At 65.6% G+C, this 19916-nt stretch carries 14 protein-coding genes and 1 tRNA gene; 9 read left to right on the top strand and 6 right to left on the bottom strand.

Annotation, left to right across the window (positions count from 1 at the left end; genetic code table 11):
- The coding region (locus N825_RS32360; RefSeq protein WP_037460863.1) for a curlin repeat-containing protein at window positions 1-1560 on the bottom strand (1560 nt) is incomplete at its 3' end.
- A 647-nt stretch (window positions 1561-2207) separates the two neighbouring features.
- Between N825_RS32360 and N825_RS39385 the strand changes: the two genes are divergently transcribed.
- Window positions 2208-2906 (top strand): hypothetical protein, encoded by a 699-nt coding sequence (locus N825_RS39385; protein WP_157619694.1) that lies wholly within the window; start codon window positions 2208-2210, stop codon window positions 2904-2906.
- Window positions 2907-3273: 367 nt separating this feature from the next.
- Complete coding sequence (locus N825_RS38300) at window positions 3274-3807, top strand: TIGR02391 family protein (protein WP_198039006.1); 534 nt, start codon at window positions 3274-3276, stop codon at window positions 3805-3807.
- 523 nt (window positions 3808-4330) lie between these two features.
- Here N825_RS38300 and N825_RS32345 read toward each other — a convergent pair.
- Together N825_RS32345 and mnmA are read right to left on the bottom strand one after the other, a co-directional pair.
- A tRNA-Met gene (locus N825_RS32345) sits at window positions 4331-4407 on the bottom strand.
- 288 nt (window positions 4408-4695) lie between these two features.
- A complete protein-coding gene (gene mnmA / locus N825_RS32340) occupies window positions 4696-5877 on the bottom strand; it encodes a tRNA 2-thiouridine(34) synthase MnmA (protein WP_037460885.1) in 1182 nt (393 codons plus the stop codon).
- A 357-nt stretch (window positions 5878-6234) separates the two neighbouring features.
- Between mnmA and N825_RS32335 the strand changes: the two genes are divergently transcribed.
- The 4 genes from N825_RS32335 to N825_RS32320 all read left to right on the top strand — a co-directional run bounded on the left by N825_RS32335 (window position 6235) and on the right by N825_RS32320 (window position 11025).
- Window positions 6235-7752, top strand: coding sequence for a UbiA family prenyltransferase (locus N825_RS32335; RefSeq protein ID WP_051513834.1), 1518 nt, complete (start codon window positions 6235-6237; stop codon window positions 7750-7752).
- Window positions 7753-7831: 79 nt separating this feature from the next.
- Entirely contained in the window at window positions 7832-8872 is a 1041-nt protein-coding gene (locus tag N825_RS32330; protein ID WP_198039005.1) for a lysylphosphatidylglycerol synthase transmembrane domain-containing protein, read from the top strand.
- Between the two features lie 60 nt (window positions 8873-8932).
- The gene (locus tag N825_RS32325; RefSeq protein ID WP_037460856.1) at window positions 8933-10273 is read left to right on the top strand and encodes an FAD-binding oxidoreductase; all 1341 of its coding nucleotides are present in this window, start codon (window positions 8933-8935) and stop codon (window positions 10271-10273) included.
- Window positions 10270-11025 (top strand): SDR family oxidoreductase, encoded by a 756-nt coding sequence (locus N825_RS32320; protein WP_037460855.1) that lies wholly within the window; start codon window positions 10270-10272, stop codon window positions 11023-11025. The genes N825_RS32325 and N825_RS32320 overlap by 4 nt, the downstream gene beginning before the upstream one ends.
- A gap of 23 nt (window positions 11026-11048) precedes the next feature.
- On the opposite strand, the gene N825_RS37305 is transcribed toward N825_RS32320, so the two are convergent.
- Complete coding sequence (locus tag N825_RS37305) at window positions 11049-15812, bottom strand: translocation/assembly module TamB domain-containing protein (protein ID WP_157619693.1); 4764 nt, start codon at window positions 15810-15812, stop codon at window positions 11049-11051.
- A gap of 233 nt (window positions 15813-16045) precedes the next feature.
- On the opposite strand from N825_RS37305, the gene N825_RS32310 reads away from it, so the two are divergent.
- Window positions 16046-16885 (top strand): SGNH/GDSL hydrolase family protein, encoded by an 840-nt coding sequence (locus tag N825_RS32310; protein ID WP_198039004.1) that lies wholly within the window; start codon window positions 16046-16048, stop codon window positions 16883-16885.
- Window positions 16882-17307, top strand: a complete 426-nt coding sequence (locus N825_RS32305; protein WP_157619692.1) for a VanZ family protein — start codon at window positions 16882-16884, stop codon at window positions 17305-17307. The genes N825_RS32310 and N825_RS32305 overlap by 4 nt, the downstream gene beginning before the upstream one ends.
- Before the next feature lie 6 nt (window positions 17308-17313).
- Here the strand turns inward: N825_RS32305 and N825_RS32300 are convergent, their stop codons facing one another.
- The gene (locus N825_RS32300) at window positions 17314-18183 is read right to left on the bottom strand and encodes an SH3 domain-containing protein (RefSeq protein WP_157619691.1); all 870 of its coding nucleotides are present in this window, start codon (window positions 18181-18183) and stop codon (window positions 17314-17316) included.
- Between the two features lie 143 nt (window positions 18184-18326).
- Between N825_RS32300 and N825_RS32295 the strand changes: the two genes are divergently transcribed.
- Window positions 18327-19325 (top strand): S1C family serine protease, encoded by a 999-nt coding sequence (locus N825_RS32295; protein WP_051513822.1) that lies wholly within the window; start codon window positions 18327-18329, stop codon window positions 19323-19325.
- Window positions 19326-19335: 10 nt separating this feature from the next.
- On the opposite strand, the gene N825_RS32290 is transcribed toward N825_RS32295, so the two are convergent.
- Window positions 19336-19893 carry a hypothetical protein gene (locus N825_RS32290; protein ID WP_157619690.1) on the bottom strand — a complete coding sequence of 186 codons (558 nt, stop codon included), beginning with the start codon at window positions 19891-19893 and terminating at the stop codon, window positions 19336-19338.
- Window positions 19894-19916 lie beyond the last annotated feature (23 nt).

Genomic DNA, 19916 nt, shown 5'->3' with positions numbered 1-19916 from the left:
CATGGCGAGGTCGGGCCGGAAGGCGTCCGGCCGCGCCGCCGCCAGCTCGCGCACCACCTCAGTGATCCGATGCAGGATCAGCATCGCCCGCTCACCCAGCAGCAGCGTATACCTTGGCATTTGGTCGCTGATCGTCATCAGCCGTTCGAGGTCGCCAGTGCCGGCGACGAGATGATCGAGCCAATGGAGAGCCGGATTGCCTTCGCCCAGCCAAGCCTGCGGCAGCCGCGCCTCTGGACGGCGCAGAGACGGGGTACTGGTGACCAGCTCCGCCGCTGGGCGGGCGAAGTCTTGAATGGTAAGGACGAGTTGCTGCGCCGTCCGTGCCGGGGCGCGCTCTCGGCAGCGGTCGATCAGCGCCATTTGATCTAGATCTGGATTGGTCGTGAGCACGAGCAGGCCGAAGGTCTCGCCGATGATGTCCGGCTGGAGGCCGTTGTAGCGCAAGCTTCCATGCTCTCCTTGGGCTGGTAGTGCGTTTACGAGAGCTTCGGCGAGCGGATCGCGCTCAATGCCGCGTTCATAAGGCAGGACTGCGCGTTCTTCGTCGATCAGCGCCCGAAGCTCCGAACGCTCGACGCCCCGACAAAGTGTGATGCAGGCGACCAAATGAAGGAGCAGCTTCTCGTTGATGCCCCGGTCGCTTGCGAGTCTCGTCAACCGGTCGCGTTCCCAACATGCTAGCTCGATCGCGAGATCGAGGCGGCCGAGGCTTAAAAGGGTTGCGAGCCCGTGTTTGGCGGCGACGAGGCCCGCCATCAAGAGGTGGAGCGGCTCGGCGGCGAGCAGGGGATCGGTAAGCCGATGATCGAACTGCGGATCCGCGCCTGCCGCTGGCGGAACCATGACAGGCTTACCATTGAGTCGGCACCAGGCGTTCATGACGCCGCCGAGCAGCGCCCGTCGTTGCTCGATCGCGCTGATCGGTGGCAAAGACATGGGCTCGGAGGGCTCCAGGAGATCATAGAGGCTATCGTCGCTGCCATGGAGGCGCGACAACTCCTCCCACCATCCCTCACCTGGGGTCGCATGCCGTTCGAGCAGGAGCAGCCGAAGGCGCGGTCGAGCTGGGTCCGCGCGCCGGGCAAGGCTCTGGAGCCAAGCGTTGAGCGCGCGAGCGCGGCGGGCGGCGTAATCGACCACGACCAGAATCGGCGTATGCTGGGGCCACATGGCCGTGCGCTGCGCCTCGACGAATGCCTGAAGATCGCCGCTGTCGAGAAAGCCCGCCCGCCAACCGTGTTCGGCCGCCACATCGCAAAGCTCGATGGCGAGCCGGGTCTTACCGCTGCCGGCTCGGCCGATGATGCCGCGCGCCAAGACAGGTCGGGGATCATCCACCCAAGCGGTCAGCGAAGCCATCTCGCTTTCGCGACCGAGGATTTTCAGGAGCCGGGTTTCCGGTCGGAGCAGGTCAAGATCGGAGCGTGGCTCGCGCTTGAGGGAGTGTTTCGCTTGGAGAAAAAGGACGATACCACCGCAGCTGATGGTGACGCTGTTCCCGTCGCCCGTGATCTGGACGGCGTTGTTGCCGCTGCCGTCTTGGCTGATGGTCTGCATGGGCGGTCCAATCTCCTCACCACAGCCAACGTGTTCCGGCAAGTACGAATGGTCAGCGTAGGCCCTGGAATCGATCACTTACCAGAAGATGAAAAGCTATAATGCTGATGAGTAGTGCGATCCAGCGCCTAACAATAAGCCGTGCGGAAAATAGCTATTGCACTGTGAAGAGCCGGTAGGTGTCTTAAAAGCGGATGTTGTCCAATGAACTGCTGTAAGATGGCGATCTTCAGAAATTTCGGATGATCCACACGCCAGTACGCAGGGTCAAAAATCGAAGGCGGTGGATTGCTCATGAATATGTGCACTTATACGTTGGCTGCGCCAACGTGTGCCCCCGCGTCCAGACCAGCGCCGCCTCCACAGAGGGACGGCTTCGCCGTTAAGAGCTACTAGAGTTTATTGGCATTCGCCAGCAGGTTGTGGGATAAGGCGGTACTGATTTTCCTTAGGACACTAACTTAGAGCACCTATCATAACCTCATTCAGCAAGAGCTAAACCATTGATATCGCTGTGTTGAAGAAGGTTTTGACAGCCGCTCTAGTCTAAACGGTTCGGGAGTCAAATGGAGCTACACCCTTTGCAATTGTTTGTCTTAGAGGAAGATCCTATAATTAAAGATGGTCAAGCATAGAAAGGTTTAACGATGTTGAAAGTCATTACTGATATCGTGCCATTTATGGAGCCTTACCCTACTTGGATAAAAGGTGTAGTTGCGTTCTGGATGGCATTGACAGCAGCGTGCATAATCCTTTTGGTGTTTGGCCGCTTATCTCCTATCCCGAACCAGCCAACAGCAAAAAACATGCCAGGATCATCATCAGCAGAACAAAAAGGTTCTTCTTCTGAGATGCAAAATTCAAATAATAGCGATGAAGTCTGGCTGATAATAAGGGGGATAGAGCTTTATGGAACTCATGAGTCGGATGCAGAAGTTCAGGTTACAGCGACAATAAATGAAAATAAATTTTTGTACCCAAGTCGAGCTGGTGTTAATTGGCTTCGTGTAGGGCCTGAGATGGCGGAACAGTCTTTTTCACTTCCAAGATCAAGTAGATATGAAGTAACATTTTCAATGTTAATGAAAAATGTGAATGTTTATCAACGAGAAATATATCCTAAAACTTTAGAACGTATCCAAGAAAGCCAATCTGAAAAAACCTCTGACTATATAAACGCTCTCACGAATAAGTTTTTAAGTGTTAAGGTGGACTATGTAGATATTTCTAAAATCCCATATGAAGGACGTTTTATCCTTTATAAACTCATGGAAGGCACGCCAGACATTCGCGGAGCATATCCTTCAGCTGAAATCCGCTATATCATAAAAAAATCTCCTAATTAAATTGTATAAATTATGGGATAATTTTTTATTTCCTTAGCCACAGCCGTGCTCTTGCGCCTCCTCCACTTTACGAGTCTGCGCCAAACCGCTCGCCCGAAGCCGCCGTTTGTGTAACATAAAGGACGTTATGTTGCACGAATGCGGCATGAGGGGTTGGAACGTGCTGAGACTCGTAGAAGCTATTCCTGATGTGGATCATCTGCTCGCTCTCGAACCTGAGGAGCTTGGGGCGAAGATCCTTTTCCTGTTGCGCACGTCTCAGACCAGTAAGAAGTTTCATCTCGGAAGCATCATAGGTCAACTCTGGGGCAGCCTATCGTAAAAAGGCTCCTATCCGCGCTCGCACCAGGAGGAGGTGGATCTTGCCTTGATCGAAGCGTGGGCCTGGCTTGAGGCGCAAGGACTGCTGGTCCCCGCAGAAGATATAAGCAACTCCAGGGGGTGGCGGCAGCTCAGCCGTCGCGCGAAAAAGTTTGAGGATGAAACTGACTTCGCTAAATACGCTGTCGCTCGCACTCTTCCAAAGGAGGCGTTGCATCCAAGAATTGCGAAAAAAGTCTGGATGGCATTCATGCGAGGTGAATTCGATGTAGCTGTCTTCCAGGCAATGAAGGCGGTCGAGGTTGCGGTAAGGGCAGCAACGAACATTCCTGAGCTTGGTGTCAAGTTGATGCGGTCGGCCTTTAAGCCGGATAACGGCCCATTGACTGATATGACAGTGGAGCCAGGCGAGCGTAGTGCTCGTATGGAGCTTTTCGCCGGAGCTATAGGCTCCTACAAAAACCCTCACTCCCACCGAGATGTGACGCTTGATAATCCCGCCGAGGCTTTGGAGGTTATTCTGCTTGCCAATCATTTAATGCGAATCGTTGAAAGCCGTTGCCAAACAATGTCGTCATGATTGAGTTGCGCCTTCACCGGACGGGAACGGCGTCGTCGGTGGAGTGTGGAAGAGAAGAGGCGTCCCAAGGGGGCGGAGCGTGTGCGCCAGGAGCGACCCTCTCCTATGTCGCACGTCGCCACGAGTTCGCCGATGGCTTCCTGTATACATGGTGTAAGTAGCTTTTGGGCGATGTAGGCGATAAGTGGGAAGCATCGGGCAAGCCGCTTTTGAATTCAGTATCCCTTGCCCGCTCCAGGGTGGCGGAAGTCAGCGCGAGAAGGGCCATGGTCATGTTGCCCGACGGAGTGCGCCTGGAGGTCGGCGCCTCAACCCCTGATCAACTGCAATTCTGTCCGTTTACCCGGAACATAAAAGCAACATCAACAGCGCGTTTTGCGGCGTTCTTGCGGCGAGTAATAAAAGTAACCTGCTGCAAACCTTGTTAAAACAAGGGCTTACGAATACGCCACGTCAACGGGTTTGTGTGCCGGAACAAAACAAAAAACCCCTGCCAAGTGTCTGACTTGACAGGGGTTTTCGATGGTAGCGGAGGAGGGATTTGAACCCCCGACACAAGGATTATGATTCCTCTGCTCTGACCAACTGAGCTACTCCGCCGCAGGCCCGGTTTGTCGCCGGGAGGCCGGTGATATAGTTCGGCGGGACGGGGCCTGTCAAGCGCTTCTCGGCGATTTTGAGGCCAGCGATTTTACGGGAAACCGGAGTGGATGATAAAGGAATAATTTCTTAATGGCCGCGTGTTAAGCTCGTGGGCCGCGATGCGGGGATCTTCGAAAATCGAATCACCAAAAAGGCGCGCCGAGGGGGTCCATGATGACGGATGATGACATTTTCGCACGGGGTGGGGGGTGTCATCATCCCCCCTTCGGACCTCGTCAGGCCGTCTCAGGCCGCCGCCAAGCCGCTTTCGGCGCGGGCGATCCAGCCGCCGCCCAGCACCCGGTCGCCCTGGTAGAACACGCAAGCCTGCCCCGGCGCGACGCCGAACTGGGGTTCGTCCAGGATGACCTCGACACCGCCACCCCCGGCATCGCCCGTTCCCGCCGGCACGACCGTCGCCGCCACCGCCGGCTGGGCCGAGCGCAGCTTGACCTCGACCTTGATGCCGTCCAACGTTCCGTCTGTCATCCCATCCGCCGCCCCATCCAGCGCCGCGCCCAGCCAGTTGACCTCGCGGACCACGACGCGGTCGCGGGCCAGCGCCGCGCGGGGGCCGACCACCACGCGCTGGCGCGCCGGGTCAAGGCGGACGACATAGAGCGGGTCGCCCTGGTCGCCCTTCTGGCCGCCGATGCCCAGGCCCTTCCGCTGGCCAATCGTGTAATGGATGATCCCCTCGTGCCTGCCCATGACGCGGCCGTCCACATGCACGATGTCGCCCGGCTCGATGGCGCCGGGGCGCAGCTTCTCGACCACCTCGGCATAGGAGCCGGTCGGGACGAAGCAGATGTCCTGGCTGTCCGGCTTGTCGGCCACCACCAGCCCGAACCGCTCGGCCAAGGCGCGGGTTTCCGACTTTTGCATGCCGCCCAGCGGAAAGCGCAGGTAATCCAACTGATCTTGGGTCGTGGCGAACAGGAAATAGCTCTGGTCGCGCGCCGGGTCGATCGCGCGGTGCAGTTCGGCGCCCCGGTCGCCCATCACCCGGCGCACGTAATGCCCGGTCGCCAGGGCCTCGGCGCCCAGGTCGCGGGCGGTCTCCAGCAGGTCGCGGAACTTGACGCGCTGGTTGCAGCGTATGCACGGGATCGGGGTCTCGCCGCGCAGATAGCTGTCGGCGAAATCGTCCATCACGCCCTGCGAGAAGCGGTTCTCGTAATCCAGCACATAGTGCGGGATGCCGATGCGGTCGGCGACTTGGCGCGCGTCGTAGATGTCTTGGCCGGCGCAGCAGGCTCCCTTGCGGCCAACGGCCATGCCGTGGTCGTACAGCTGCAGCGTGATGCCGACCACGTCGTAACCCTCCTCGCGGAGGAGGGCGGCCGTGACAGAGCTGTCGACGCCACCGGACATGGCGACGACCACGCGGGTGTCGGCGGGCTTCTTGGCGATGCCCAACGAATTCAGGTGCGGGTTCAGGGTCGGGTTCATGGGCCGCAATATAGGGAAAACGAGACCCCGCGCCAACCACGCCGGCGGCATGCCTGCCAGCGTCGCGGCGCCGGTTGAGACCGTCCCACAACCGCGCCGTGACTAACCCCAAGGAAACGTGGAATAAACATCCGGGCGCTTGGTTAGTCCCGACAGGTAAAAAGCGTCCCGCGTCGGGATGGCTAGGGCACCTTTTGGGCTCTCCCGGTATTCAATCACGATGACTACAATCCGGGACTGCCCAAACTGGAGCGATTATTTAGGGCGAATGCCATTAAAATTGCACCATGGACTTAACTACGGCCTCTAGCGACATCACGGATTAAGCGGACCATGGCAAGTACCGACGCCCTGCATCGTTCCAACCCACCGTCGGCCGGCCGCGCGCTGGACGGACAACACGCCGGCGCGACGACCTCCCAGGCCGCGCGTGACCGGCAGGTGCCCCTGTGCGTCGACATGGACGGCACCCTGCTCAACACCGACAGCCTGATCGAATGCGTGTTCGCCTTGATCAAGGACTGGCGCGCGATGTTCGCCCTGTTCGGCTGGCTGTTGAAGGGTAAGGCGCACCTCAAGCAGCAATTGGCGCTCCACGCCCGGCTCGATCCCGCCTTGCTGCCCTACAACACCGGCCTGCTGACGTGGCTCCACGAGCAGAAGCGGCTGGGCCGACGGCTGATCCTGGCGACCGCAGCCGATCACGTCTTCGCCGACGCGGTCGCCCGTCACCTCAAGATCTTCGACGAGGTGATCGCCTCCGACGGGCTCGACAACCTGCGCGGCAAGGCCAAGGCGGATGCGATCCACCGGCACCTGGGCGGCCAGCCCTACGCCTATGCCGGCAACGACTTCTCCGATCTGGAGATCTGGCGCCACGCCGAGGCGGCGGTCCTGGTCAACGCGCCGAAAAGCGTCTGCAAGTCGGCGGCGGCGGTCACCCAGATCGAGACGCGGGTGGACGACCGCGCGCCCTGGACCCGCACCCTGCTGAAGGCGCTGCGGCCGCACCAGTGGATCAAGAACATCCTGGTCTTCGTGCCGATCGTCACCGCCAGCGCCTTGTTCGACCTGTCGGCCTGGGGCGACGCGCTGCTGATGTTCCTGGCGTTCTGCTGCACCGCCTCGGCCATCTACATCATCAACGACCTGACCGATCTGGCGGCCGACCGCCAGCATCACCGCAAGCGGAACCGGCCCTTCGCCAGCGGCGCCCTGCCGCTCCACCACGGTCCCATCGTGGCGCCGGTGCTGCTCCTGGTTGGCGGTGGGCTGGCGGCACTGGCGGGAGCCTTCACCGTCGTCGTCGCCTACGCCGTCTGCTCGATCCTCTACTCGTTCAAGCTGAAGAGCCTCGCGCTGGTCGATGTCTTCATGCTGGCGACCCTCTACACCATCCGCCTGTTCGGCGGCGGCGAGGCGTCGGGCTATCCGGTCTCGCTCTGGCTGCTGGGCTTCTCCAGCTTCGTCTTCCTCAGCCTCGCCATCGTCAAGCGGGTGGCGGAACTGATGGCGCTCCCGCCGGGGAACGAGGGCAAGCCGGCCGGCCGCGGCTATCGCGCCGAGGACCTCAGCATCATGCGGCTGATGGGCGTCGCGTCGACCTTCACTTCGTGCCTTGTGCTCGCCCTCTACGTCCAGTCGGATCTGGCCCTCGGGCTCAACACCTTGGACGTGCTCTATTGGGCGATCGTGCCCTTGATGCTGTTCTGGCAGTGCCGCATCTGGCTGGCCACGACGCGCGGGGAAATGCATGACGACCCGATCGTCTTCGCCGCCCGTGACCCGATATCCTGGGTGGTTTGTGGCACCGTCTTCGCCATCGTCGCCATCGCCCATCTGCCGGTGTGATCATCCTGTCCGATCACACGCCATTCCCCGGCGGCATCATGCCTGCCGGCCATCAGTCCCAAGACCGTTCAGAGGTACCGTGACCGCTCATCAGACCTCGCCCAAGACAACAGGATCGCCAACCGGTCCCGCCGCCTCGCCACGCTCCCTGATGCGGCGGGCGGAATACGCCGCCGTCATCACCGCCGTGGTCTTCGTGGCGGCCATGTCGGCGGCGGGGATCTGGTTCGGCCTCGACGAGGTCTGGCACCGCATGGCGGAGCTCAGCCCCGTCGTGCTGGTCGGGCTGCTGGCGCTCTCGGCTGGCAACTACGTGATGCGGGCGTGGCGCTGGCACCTCTACGGCCGGCATCTCGACATCGAGGTGCCGGCCGGCCGCACGGCGCTCTACTACGTCGCCGGCTTCGCCATGACCACGACACCGGGCAAGCTGGGCGAGGCGCTTCGGCTCTGGCTGCTGGAGCGCTGCCACGGCTATCGGTACGAGCGCACCGCGCCGCTGCTGATCGGCGACCGCATGGGCGACGCGGTCGCGATCACCCTGCTGTGCCTGACGGGGCTGTCGTCGTTCGGCGCCGCCTATGGCACCGGGACGTTGGTGGCGGCTGGCGCGCTGGTGGTGGCCCTGCTGATGCTGCTGCGGCCGACCGTGCCGCTCCGCGTCGTGCTGCTGGCCTATGGCCTGATCGGGCGCTGGCCGCGCCTGTTCGGCGCCACCCGCGGCGTGGTGCGCAAGACCTCGCGGCTGCTCGATCCCCGCGTCTTCGCCCTGACGACGGCGATGGGCGTGATCGGCTGGCTGTGCGAGTGCTACGCCCTGCACTGGCTGCTGATCGATCTGGGCGCCCAGATCACCCTCCAGCAGTCAATCTTCGTGTTCGCCTTCGCCATGCTGGTGGGCGCCATCTCCATGCTGCCGGGAGGGCTCGGCAGCACGGAGGCGACCATGTTCGCCCTGCTGACCCTGCTCGACGTTCCGGCCGACACGGCGCTGGCGGCGACCGTCATCATCCGGCTGACCACCCTGTGGTTCGCCGTCGGTCTCGGGTTCGTGGCGCTGCCCGCGGCGTTCAAGCTGGCCCGCCAGCCGTCGGAAAACCGGCTGACAGCGGCCGGCTGACCGCCGCCGGCTGCCCGTGGAAGTGATCAGGTGAGTTCCAGCAGGTGGATTTGAACTAGCATGACTTGGAAGAAGATGACCCTGACCGGCTGGGGCCGCACCCGCCGGGCCGAAGTCGACGCCTGCCGGCCGGAACGCGGCCAGACCGCGATCGGCTTGCTCAAGGGCCGGTATGACCGAGGCATCCTGGCCCATGGGCTGGGGCGCAGCTATGGCGACGCGCCGTTGAACGACGGCGGCAACATCCTGCTGACCGAGCGGCTCAACCGCATGGTCTCGTTCGACCCATCCGATGGCACGCTGGTCTGCGAGGCCGGCGTCACCTTCGACGACCTGCTGACCGCGTTCCTGCCACGCGGGTTCCTGCCGCCGACCTCCCCCGGCACCGCCTTCGCCACGATCGGCGGCGCCATCGCCAACGACGTCCACGGCAAGAACCACGACCGCGTCGGCAGCTTCGGCGACCATGTGCTGTGGCTCGACCTGATCCTGCCCACGGGTGAGATGGCTCGCGTCTCGCCGACCGAGCGGCCGGAGCTGTTCGCCGCCACCATCGGCGGCGTCGGCTTGACCGGCGTCATCCTGCACGCCTGCTTTAGGCTGCGGCGGGTGTTCTCCGGCTCGGTCGATGTCCGGGAGCGGCGGATGCCCGACTTGGACGCCTTCATGGCCAGCCTGTCCGAGGCGCGCGAGACGGCGGGCTACAGCGTCGGCTGGATCGACGGCATGGCGCGCGGCGGCGATATGGGGCGCGGCATCCTGGAGACGGCGGAAACCGCCGCGACCGACGCGCCGGCCAAGCCGTCCAAAGCGCGGGCGGTGCCGATCGATCTGCCCGGCTTCACGCTCAACCCGCTCAGCATCAACCTGTTCAACCAGGCCTATTACCGGCGGGTCTCGGCGGAGGGCAGGACGCGGACCATGCCGATCCGCCAGTTCCTCTATCCGCTCGACGCGATCCACCACTGGAACCGCATCTACGGCAAGCGCGGCTTCCACCAGTTCCAGGCGGTGATCCCCGACGCCGAGGCCGTCGCCGGCATGCGGAAGCTGCTGGAGGCGATCTCCGAGGCGCGCGCCGGCTCCTTCCTGGCGGTCCTCAAGACACTGGGTGGCGAGGGCAGGGGGCTGCTGTCGTTCCCGACGCGCGGCTACACCCTGGCGCTCGACTTCCCCAGGCGCGATGGCGTCGAGGATCTGATGGCGCGGCTGACCGCGATCGCTCTGGACCACGGCGGCCGGATCTACCTCGCCAAGGACGCCGTGCTGGACGCCGCCAGCTTCGCCCGCATGTACCCGAAACTGGGAGATTTCCGCCACGTGCTCGACGGTATCGATCCCGACCGCCGCATTCAGTCCGACCTGTCGCGCCGGCTCGACATCCGGGGAGTCTCGCCATGACCAACTCGACTTGGCTGGTGCTGGGCGCCTCCTCCTCGATCGCGCGGGCCTTCGCGCTGGAGGCGGCGGCGCAAGGTGACGACGTGCTGCTCGCCGGACGCGACACCGCAGACCTGGAGCGGGGCGCCGCCGACATCCGCATCCGCCATGATGTCCAGGTCGAGGTCATCGATTTCGACGCCGAGGTGGTGGATAGCCACGACGCCTTCGTCGACGCGGTGACCACGCGCGCCGCCGGGTTCGGTGACAAGCCCCTCAATGTCTTCCTGGCCTTCGGCTTGATGCCAGACCAATCGGCCATCGACGCCGATCCCGATCAGGCCCAGCGCGCCATCATGGCGACCTATGCCGGGGCCGTCTCGGTGCTGCACCGGCTGGCGCCCATCCTGGAGGCGCGGAAGAGCGGCCATGTCGTGGTGCTGGGCTCGGTCGCGGGCGACAGGGGGCGGATCAAGAACTATGTCTACGGCTCGGCCAAGGCGGGGCTCCACGCCTATCTCCAGGGCTTGCGCAACCGGCTGTTCCGCTCGGGCGTCACGGTGACCACGGTCAAGCCAGGATTCATCGACACCACCATGACCTGGGGAATGCCGGGCCTGTTCCTGGTGGCCTCTCCCCGCGACTGCGCCCGCGCCTGCCTGCGCTATGCCAAGAAGGGGGCGGAGATCCGCTACTTCCCCAGCTTCTGGTGGGTCATCATGACCATCATCAAGAACATCCCCGAACCGATCTTCAAGCGCCTCAGCATCTGAGCCGAGGCGCCTGAAGCCCGAGATCAGTACTCCCACTCGTACAGCAGGCCGACGCCGGCGCCAGACGTGGTGCCGACATCGGTTCTAGCCTTTAGGTTGTCGGTGATGTCGATCTCCACAACCACACGGCTTCCCGCCTCGCCGACGCGCTGCTCGGCGCCGACATAGACATCCTTCGAGACATAGCGTCCGGCGGCGACGCCGGCGCCCGACAGACCCTCGCCGGCCTCGCCGCTCAGCAGCTCCAGCCGATCGACGCCCAGCGTCGTCCGCAGGTTGTCCAGGATGCCGGGGCCGCCTCCGACACCCGCCAACTGGCCAATCGACTGCGCCAGCTGGACCGCCTCGATCGCGCTCAGGTCGCTGAACGGCTTGTTGAACAGCACGCGGGCCACGACCTCGTCCTGCGGCAGCTCCGGCGTCGAGGTCAGCTCGATCTTCGGGTTGGACGCCCGCCCGGTCACGGCGACCACGGCGGTGATGTCGGCGGTCTTGGCCTGTGCCGCGACATCGAGGGTCGGGTCCATGCTGCCGTCACCGACGAAGCTGACATTGGCCTGCTGAAAGTCGAACCGCTTGGTCAGCAGGTCCAGCGTGCCGCTGACCAAGCTCAGCCCATCGGTCAGGATCGGCTCGGCCGCCGTGCCGCCGACCTTGATGTCGGATGCCAGTTCCAGGTCCAGGCCGCGGCCGCGCACGAAGATCTGGTTCTGCGCCTTCACCGTCATGTCGAGCCGAAGCTGGAACGCCGAAGCGGCCTCCTCCGGCGCCGCCTCGGTTCCCGGCGCCACGCCGGGGCGGTTGATCTCCTCGACCTTGATGTCGACGATGCTGGGTGGCAGCTGTTCCGGAATGCGGATGTCGGCCCGCTCGATCGTGACGGGGCCACTCAGCAGCGGATTGTCCAACGGGCCGGTCAGGCTCAGCAAGGCATCCAGCCGGACGGTCGCCAGATCGATCTGGACCAGCTGCGCCTTGCTGGCGCCGACCCTGACGTTGAAGGCGTCGGCGTCGGTCGGGTCGACGTTGACCGAGCCGGAAGCCTCGACGATGCCGCCTTCCGGCGTTTTGCCGTTGAACTGGTCGATCGTCAACCGGGTGCCGTCGCCGCGCAGCCGCATGGCGATCTCGCTGATCACGGTGCCCGCCGCCTGGTTCTCGTACCGGCCATTGGCGATGGTCGCCAAGCCGCCCAACTGGGGATTGCCCAGCGAGCCGCCCATGTTGAGGTTGATGTCCAGCCGCCCCGCCGCCCGGTCGCCGGTGGTGGCGAGCAGGTCGTTGAAGGTGGCCAGTTCGACGTTGCCGCGCAACGCGCCCGAGACCGGCGCGTTCTGCGGCAACTCCACCGCCAGCGTGTCCTGACGCAGGACCAGCGGCAGCTCCGCCTGGAGCGTCATGTTGATGCCGTCGGCCCGCCGGTTGGTGGCGTTGCCATCCAGCGCCAGCCGCCCCTGGCGCCAGCGTCCGGTGGTCGAGATGTCGATGCCGCCGAGCCCGGCCGCCTGGGTGCCGTCCACCGTCAGATTGGACACCCGCAGGTCCAGGTCGGCGCGCGGGTTGGCGGTGGTGCCGGCGAAGCTGGCGTTGCCGTTCAGCGTGCCGTCGATGCCGAGCGCTGGCGCCGCCAGCTTGGCCAGCGCCAGCGGCACCTGCGTCAGGGTGGCGGTGCCCTCGATCGCGTTCCTCACCAAGCCGGCGTCCAAGGCGATCCGGCCCTGGTTGCTGGCCAGCAGGAAGTTCCGCACCTCGTAGCGGTTCGGCCCGAAGGTCGCGGTCGCCGGGTTGACCAGCCGGAACGGCTGGCCGCCATAGCTGCCGTCCAGGCGCTCCAGCCGCAGCCGCTGCAAGCCGCCCTCCTGGGTGAAGCCACCCGCCAGCGCGACGCGGGCCGGCTGGGCCGGAGCACCGGCCGTGCCGTTGGTCTGGGCCTGGAACTGCGCCTTGGCCGCCGTGCCGGACGCCGTCACGGTCAGGCTCGCCAGATCGGCGCCCCCGGCGGCGATGCCGGAACCGTCCAGCTTGGCGTCGAACCGCATGGCGCCAAGGGCGTCCTTGACGTCGGCGTTCAGGTTGATCCGGTTGGCGACCAGCAGCGGACCCTCGGGACCCGCGACCGAGATATCGCGTCCCCGCACCGTCGCGATGGCGGCCTGCTGCCCCTTCGGGTCGTCCAGCTTGACGTCCAGCCTGCCACTGCCCGCCAGCTTTTGTCCCGCCAAGCCGGAGAACACGTCGAGGTCGCGCATGTCGCCGCCCAGCTTGCCGGACGCGGTCAGCCGGTCCAGCGCCACCCGCAGCGCGCCGGTCAGCCGGTTGCGGTCGGCTCCCAGCGAGATGTCGGTCAGGTCCAGCCGCTGTCCTTCCATCGCGAAGGCGGTGCGGGCGTCCAGCGGTTGGCCGTCGACCACGGCGTTGGCCGCCAGTGTCCCGCGCGGAGCGCTGGGCAAACGGGTCGCCCGCACCGCCAGCCCGGCCTTGGGCACCTTTCGTCCGGACAGCAGCAGGTCGCGGCCACCGAGATCGGCGCGGACCTCCAGAGCGTCGAGCGGTCCGGTCGCGGTACCCTCCAGCGTCGTCGATCCGGCGATGTCGGTCCCCAGCGGCTGCTTGAGCACCGCCAGCCTCGGCAGGTCGGCGCGCCACTTGGCGTCCAGCTTGTTGTCGCGGAGTGCCGCCGAGGCGGTCAGCGCCACGTTCTGGCCATCGATCTTCAAACGGGACATGTCGATCGAGCCGTCGGTGCCGACGGTCACCAAGCCAGCCAAGTCCATCTTGCGTCCGACCAGCGCGTCGGCCGGTGGCGTTCCGGTGCGCAGATCGGTGGCGGAGCCGGTCAAGTCGGCGCGGACCAGCGTCGCCTGATTACCGCCGCTCAGGTCGGCTTTCAACTGGGCGGCTCCCTCCAGCGGCGCCCCGGCGACCGAGGACAGCCGCGACAGGTCGGGCACCGTCAGGTCCGCCACGCCGGTGATATCCTGGCCGAACTCCCGAACCGTCGCGTGCCCGGTCAGGTTGGCGACCAGCGCGTTTAGCGCCAGTTCGGTGACGTTGATCGTCTGGGCCGCGTCGGCGCTGTCCGCGGTGAGCCGGAAGGTCACGGTTTCGCCCGCCAAGTCGCGCAGCATCGGCTCCAGCGCCGGGTCGGCGCTGCTCAAACCGGTGACGTCGGCGGTGGCGGTGCCGCGCAGGACGCGGCCGTCCTCTTCCATGGAGAGGTCGGTCCGCAAGGTCGCCGCACCCGTGACCGGCACGTCCGGCAGGCGGGCGAGGTCCGGCAGGTCGAGCGCCACCTGGGCGCCGATCGCTTGGCCCCAACGCTGGATCAGCGCGGTGGCGCTGGCGGTTCCGGCGGCGGTGCCGGCGCGCAGGTCCGCGACGCGAATCTCGCCGGTGCCGGGAGTCACCACGGCGTTGCCGGCGATCTTGACCTCTTGTCCCGCCACCTGGGCGATGCGCGGATCGGTCTCCGAGCGGGGATTGGTCAGGGTGCCGTCCAGGGTGACGTCGATGGTCGAGCCGGCTTGATCCAAGGGGCCGGAGGGGACCGCGCGCAGCGACAGGACGGCCTTGTCCAGTTCCGCCTGCGCCGCGTCGATGGTGTCGGCGGTCAGAGCGGCGGTGATGGTCGGCGCCGCCACTGGACCCTTCGCCGTGCCCGCCAAGCGGATATCCCGCCAAGCCACGTCGGGAGCCAGCGATCGGAGCGCCGAGTTGGCACCAGCCGTCAACGCGTAGGTGAAGTCCAGGGCTTGCGGGTCGAACTGGTAGCTGCCGGCCAGTTGGACATCGCCGGCGGCCAGGGTCACGCGCGCCGGGTTCAGGCTGACTTGGCGATTGGGATCGATCACCGCCTCGGCCTCGATCCCGACCGTCTCGCCGATCAACCCAGCCGTCTGGGGATCGAGCAGCTTGGCGAAGCCGGTGTCGCCCTTGATGGTCAGGCCATAGCCCTGGGCGCCCTCGGCCACCTCGACGCCTCGGATCATGGCGTCGGCGCCGATCCGCGCCAGATCTCCGGCAGTGCCGTCCAACCTGCCATTCCAGCCGGACAGCGGGCCGGAACCTCGCAACGCCACATTGACCGGAGGCAGTCCAGGCAAGCTGGCGGCCCGCGCGATCACGCCGCCTTCCGGTTCCTCGACCGTGAGATCCAGGTCGAGCTGGTTTGTGTCCGGTGCGTAAGCCAGCACCAATTTGCCGCCGCCGGGCTTGTCCTGCCGGGCGATGTTCAGGTCGGCGCTGACGCCCTGGTCGGCGCGGCCCAACTCCGCCTTGCCGTCGATCCGCAAGGTCGCGGCCTCGCCGCCGAGCACGGGGGCGCCGAGGTTCAGCTCCTTCACCACCAGCCGCTGGAGATCGAGCCCAACCGGAAGTTGTGGCAGCTGGGGAAGGGCAAACGGCTCGTCGCTGGGTGGTGGTTCCGGCTGGGCCGCCGGCAGGCGCTCCAGGTCCATCCGATTGATGTCGAAGCCGGAGATCCGGAACTCGCGGCGGAACAGCGCGCCGGCGGCCCAGTCCAGCTTGGCCTGATCGACCTTCAGCCAAACGCCGTCGTCGTCGGCGATGGCGAGATCGTACAGGGTGACATCCAGGCTCCAACTCGAACTGATCCGGCCGATCGTCACCGTTCGACCGGGGCCACTCAGCAGGTTCTGGATCTGGCGGCCGATCCAGCCGGGATCCTGCTGGCCCGATTCCTCCTGGGCGATGACGGCGGCGGGCGCGCTCGCGAAAAGACCCACGAACAGCACCACGACGCTCCATCGACGAACCAGATCCCGCATGAATTACCGCCTTGTCAAAACCCTGCACATACCGGGGCCAAACACCTTAGGGCCGGAGATGTGCCTTCAAGATGGCGACTTCCGGTCGTGATTGGAATCCCAAAGGAACCCGCGACGACGCGCTTGCCCTCGTTCCGAAGGCGGAAACATTGACGATCTCGCGCGTTTAGAGGGGTTCCGGCAGCGCCCAAGGGGCTAAGAGCAGCATGACACGTCCAGGCTGGATCATCATCATGGTAATCGCCATCCAAACCGCCCTCTCATCCGCCTCCCCGGCGGCGGAGCGACGGCCGTTCGACCGCATGGTCGTGTTCGGCGACAGCCTGTCCGACACTGGCAACGCGTCAGGAGGGCGCTTCAGCAACGGCCCGGTCTGGGTCGAGCATGTCGCCCGGCATCTCGATCTCGCGGTCGAGCCGTCCAGTTCGGGCGGCACCAACCACGCCTATGGCGGGGCCAGGGCGCACGATCCGGGAAGCCCGCACAATCTGCGAGCGCAGGCTGACGGTTTCCTGGCGGAAGAGCCGGACCGGGAAACAATGGGCCGGACGCTGTTCGTCGTCTTCGGCGGCGCCAACGACCTGCTGGGCGGCTTCTCCGGCCAGGATCCCATCGTGCTGGCGATGAACGCCGTCCGGGTGCTGGGGAGCATCGCCGACGATCTCGCCTCGGCCGGCGCCGGCGCGATCCTGGTTCCCAACCTGCCTGACTTGGCCAAGGTACCGGCCGTGCGGCAATACGGCCCATCGCTAGGCTTGATCGCGACACGAACAACTCTGGGTTTCAATCAGGCGCTGGAACAGACCCTGGCCGGTGTCGACTCGCGGCAAGGCGGACACGTCATCCGCCTCGACCTCCACGCCCTGGTCGAACGGGTGTTCGACGATCCCGGCGTGCTGGGTGTCGCCGACGTCAACCTGTCCGACCCTTGCGTCAACGGCGGCCGGGCCTGCGCCAACCCCGACCGCCACATCTTCTGGGATCAGGTGCATCCGACCGCCTTCGGCCACGCGCGCCTGGGCCGCGCCGCGATCGACTTGATCGAGGTCAGCCGGCTTCGGAGCGATCCGTGAGCTTGTTGGGCGCGGAGGGCAACCTATCCGGATTGCTGGGGTCTCAAAGGTTCCGCGCGATCGCGATGGCATTGTTCATCGCTGGCGCGCTGCTGGTGATCTACGGCAGCCTCAACCCCAGACTGTCGGTGCCGGGCTCGGCGGCGCGCTCATATCTCGTGCATTTCGTGGCTTATGGGGGGCTCGCGGTCATGGGTTCGCTGGCGATGCCGGGCAACAGGTCGATCCCACTCGTCGGCGTCGGTTTGGTCATCATGGGTGGCGCGGTCGAGTTCGCCCAACTCCACGTACCGGGTCGCACCGGCAGCATCGAGGACGCGGCGGTCAACCTTTGCGGCGTGACGCTGGGCTGCCTCGCCGGCTTGGCGATCCGGAGGCGCGTGGCGCGTCCTCCCGGCGGCCGACACCGTGAGTCGTTCTAAACGCCGTCAGAACGTCTCGACCTGGACCACCCAGCAGTCCAGCATGCGCTGGGCCAGCGCCACGCAGATGTTGTTGACGCCCATGCGGTCGAGCGGTCCGAACGCCAGCGCGAAGGTGACGCCCTCCCGTCCCATCATCGGATAGATGAAGTGGGTGTAGGGCGCATATTGCGGTCCCGCCGCCGCGATGAACGCCGACCAGCCGTTCTCCGCCTCGACCGGCGTCAGGAAATCACCGACGCGCGCCGCGAAGAAATTGCGCGCCTGACCGCTGCCCGAGAAGTCGTAGTCGTGGACGCCAATGATCGGCAGCAGCCGGTCGGGCGGCAGGGTGACGCTGGCGATCGTCTCGGTCGACATCCGCGCCTTGCCATCCCGCATGTCGAGCAGGCTGAGCACCGCGCCGCGCTCCAGCTTGGCCTCGCGCTTCTTGCCGTCCTTGACCTCCATGCCAGCCGAATCGCTCGCCAGCACATGGGTGCCGCGCAGCGTCCCGTCCGGCAGGGTCCAGCGGCGCCGCCCAACCACCGCGGCTTGGTTCGACACCGTCCGGGCGATGAAGATGCTGTCGAGGCTGTCGTTTGGCACATAGCCGATATCGCGCCCGGCCAGCCCGATCTGGGTCCAGGACGTCCGGCGTGGTGTTCCGAACGCCTCCACGGTCTTGCCCTTCGGAAGGTTCATCACGACACGGGAGCCGTCATCCGCCGAGACGCGGACCTCGACATCCCGATTGAGGATCGCTTCGCCAACCTGCGGCCTCCCGAGGTTCGGGCCTCCCTGGGCTCCGGCGGGACGCGGCGGAGTGACGCCGGCCACCAGCGACAGCAGGGCCATTAGGCAAAAGCGGATAGGCCACTTAGGCAGATTCTGCATCTCGCCCTCCCGCACGCCCGGCAAGTCCTGCCACGGCGCCCTGGGGTAAGTTCTTGAAAAGGGAGGTGTTCCGCCACTGGCACGGACCTTGCCATGGGATTGAACGAACCTGATCAACCCCGACCGCCCCGCCGGAGCCCACCATGCACACACCGTTGAACACCGGATTGATCGTCACCTCGCTTGCCGGCCTGATCGGCTGGAGCGCTCCGGTGCTGGCCGTGACCTGCGCGCCCGGCGGCGCGGAGCCGGACGCAGCCGCCGTGTACGAGGCGGTGGCCCCAGCGGTCGTCACGATCGAGGCGGTGGGTGATGGCGACAAGGCGGTCGGCACCGGCTTCCTGTGGGACGACGCCGGCCATGTCGTCACCAATGAACACGTCATCCAATCCGGCCGCCAAGTGACTGTGCGGTTCAGCGACGGCCGTGTCGCCAAGCCGATCATGATCGCCGTCGCGGCCCACCTGGACATCGCGGTGCTGCGGGTCGACGCCACCCCGGCGGCGAAGCCGATCACCCGCGCCCCGTCCCCCAAGCTCAAGGTCGGACAGTGGGTGTTCGCCATCGGCAACCCATATGGCGTCGGCGTCAGCTTGAGCCGCGGCATCATCAGCGGATTGGACAGGCCGGTTGATCTAGGGGCGGGCCGGCGCATCGAGAAGGCGATCCAGACCGACGCCAGCCTTGATCTCGGTGGCTCGGGTGGTCCGCTGCTCGACGCGGGCGGCTGCCTGATCGGGATGGCGACCGCCGTCGTCGCGGCCCCGGCCGGTCCGTCGCGGGTTGGCTTCGCGATGCCGGTCGACCTCTTGGAGCGCGCGGTCGCCAGCCTGATCGGCGGGCCGGACAAATCGACGGGCGCCGGCACCGGTGGCTTGGCCGAACCGAAAGCCCTGGGCATCCGGGCGGAGGACGCCCGCCCCGGCGTCCGCGTCGTCAGCGTCGCTCCGGGTTCCCACGCCGCCGCCTTGGGCGCGCGGCCGGGCGATGTCATCACCCATGCCGACGACAGGCCAGTCAGCGATCTGGCCGATCTGGCGGCCCGGCTGGGCAAGCCGGAGGCCGGCAACATGCGCCTGACCCTCCAGCGCGGCGGCAGTTCCCGCACGGTGGAGGTTCTCCTCGCCTCGGCCAAGCTGTGAGGCGGGGCGATCAAGAATCCGGCTCCGGCAGGACGATGGTTGGCAGACGCACCGTGAAGACGATCGGCACGGTCCCGGCGAGTTCCGCCAGTGTCGGCTCCGACTTCGGGGACGCGTTTTCCGCCGCTCCAAAGACCGTGATCGGCACCACGGCGGTGTACCCCTCCGCTCCGGTGGGGCTGGGAAGTGGACTGGGTGTCACGGGGATGGGAGCGGGAACCGGAGCGGTCGCCGCCATCATCGTGGCAGGGGCGGCGATGGGCTCCTTGAACCACTCCGGTTTGCGGCGGGGCGGCGGCGGCCAGAAGACTGGGAGTTGGTAGGGCGTGATCTTCGCGATGACGGGTCGCGCCGCGCTCGCGGGCGGAGCCGGAGGCTCGCCGGACAGCTCGAGGGGAGGCGGCGCCGTGGGGGGCAGAGGCGGCACCGAGGCGGTCAGGCGTCCCGATCCAGCGGTCGGCATGGCGTAGCGTGCCGGCGTGATGCCGGACGCGACCGTCCCCGCTCCGGGCGATGCCGCTTGCTGCGCGCCAGCCTGCCGCGGGAGGGCGCACTCGATCGCGAGCAAGACCATCACCGCCGGAGCGAGAT

It is taken from the genome of Skermanella stibiiresistens SB22 (assembly GCF_000576635.1).
GTDB classification, from domain to species: domain Bacteria; phylum Pseudomonadota; class Alphaproteobacteria; order Azospirillales; family Azospirillaceae; genus Skermanella; species Skermanella stibiiresistens.
Note: the sequence above shows the minus strand (reverse complement) of the source record. Positions and strands in the feature narration are given on the sequence as shown.

What these genes read in the sequence shown, in the direction of transcription:
- N825_RS32335 (WP_051513834.1), top strand. Translation starts at nt 6,235, where the DNA reads ATGGCAAGTACCGACGCCCTGCATCGTTCCAACCCACCGTCGGCCGGC.
- N825_RS39385 (WP_157619694.1), top strand. Translation starts at nt 2,208, where the DNA reads ATGTTGAAAGTCATTACTGATATCGTGCCATTTATGGAGCCTTACCCT.
- N825_RS32325 (WP_037460856.1), top strand. Translation starts at nt 8,933, where the DNA reads ATGACTTGGAAGAAGATGACCCTGACCGGCTGGGGCCGCACCCGCCGG.
- N825_RS32310 (WP_198039004.1), top strand. Translation starts at nt 16,046, where the DNA reads ATGGTAATCGCCATCCAAACCGCCCTCTCATCCGCCTCCCCGGCGGCG.
- N825_RS32300 (WP_157619691.1), bottom strand. Translation starts at nt 18,183, where the DNA reads ATGCAGAATCTGCCTAAGTGGCCTATCCGCTTTTGCCTAATGGCCCTG.
- N825_RS37305 (WP_157619693.1), bottom strand. Translation starts at nt 15,812, where the DNA reads ATGCGGGATCTGGTTCGTCGATGGAGCGTCGTGGTGCTGTTCGTGGGT.
- N825_RS32320 (WP_037460855.1), top strand. Translation starts at nt 10,270, where the DNA reads ATGACCAACTCGACTTGGCTGGTGCTGGGCGCCTCCTCCTCGATCGCG.
- N825_RS32295 (WP_051513822.1), top strand. Translation starts at nt 18,327, where the DNA reads ATGCACACACCGTTGAACACCGGATTGATCGTCACCTCGCTTGCCGGC.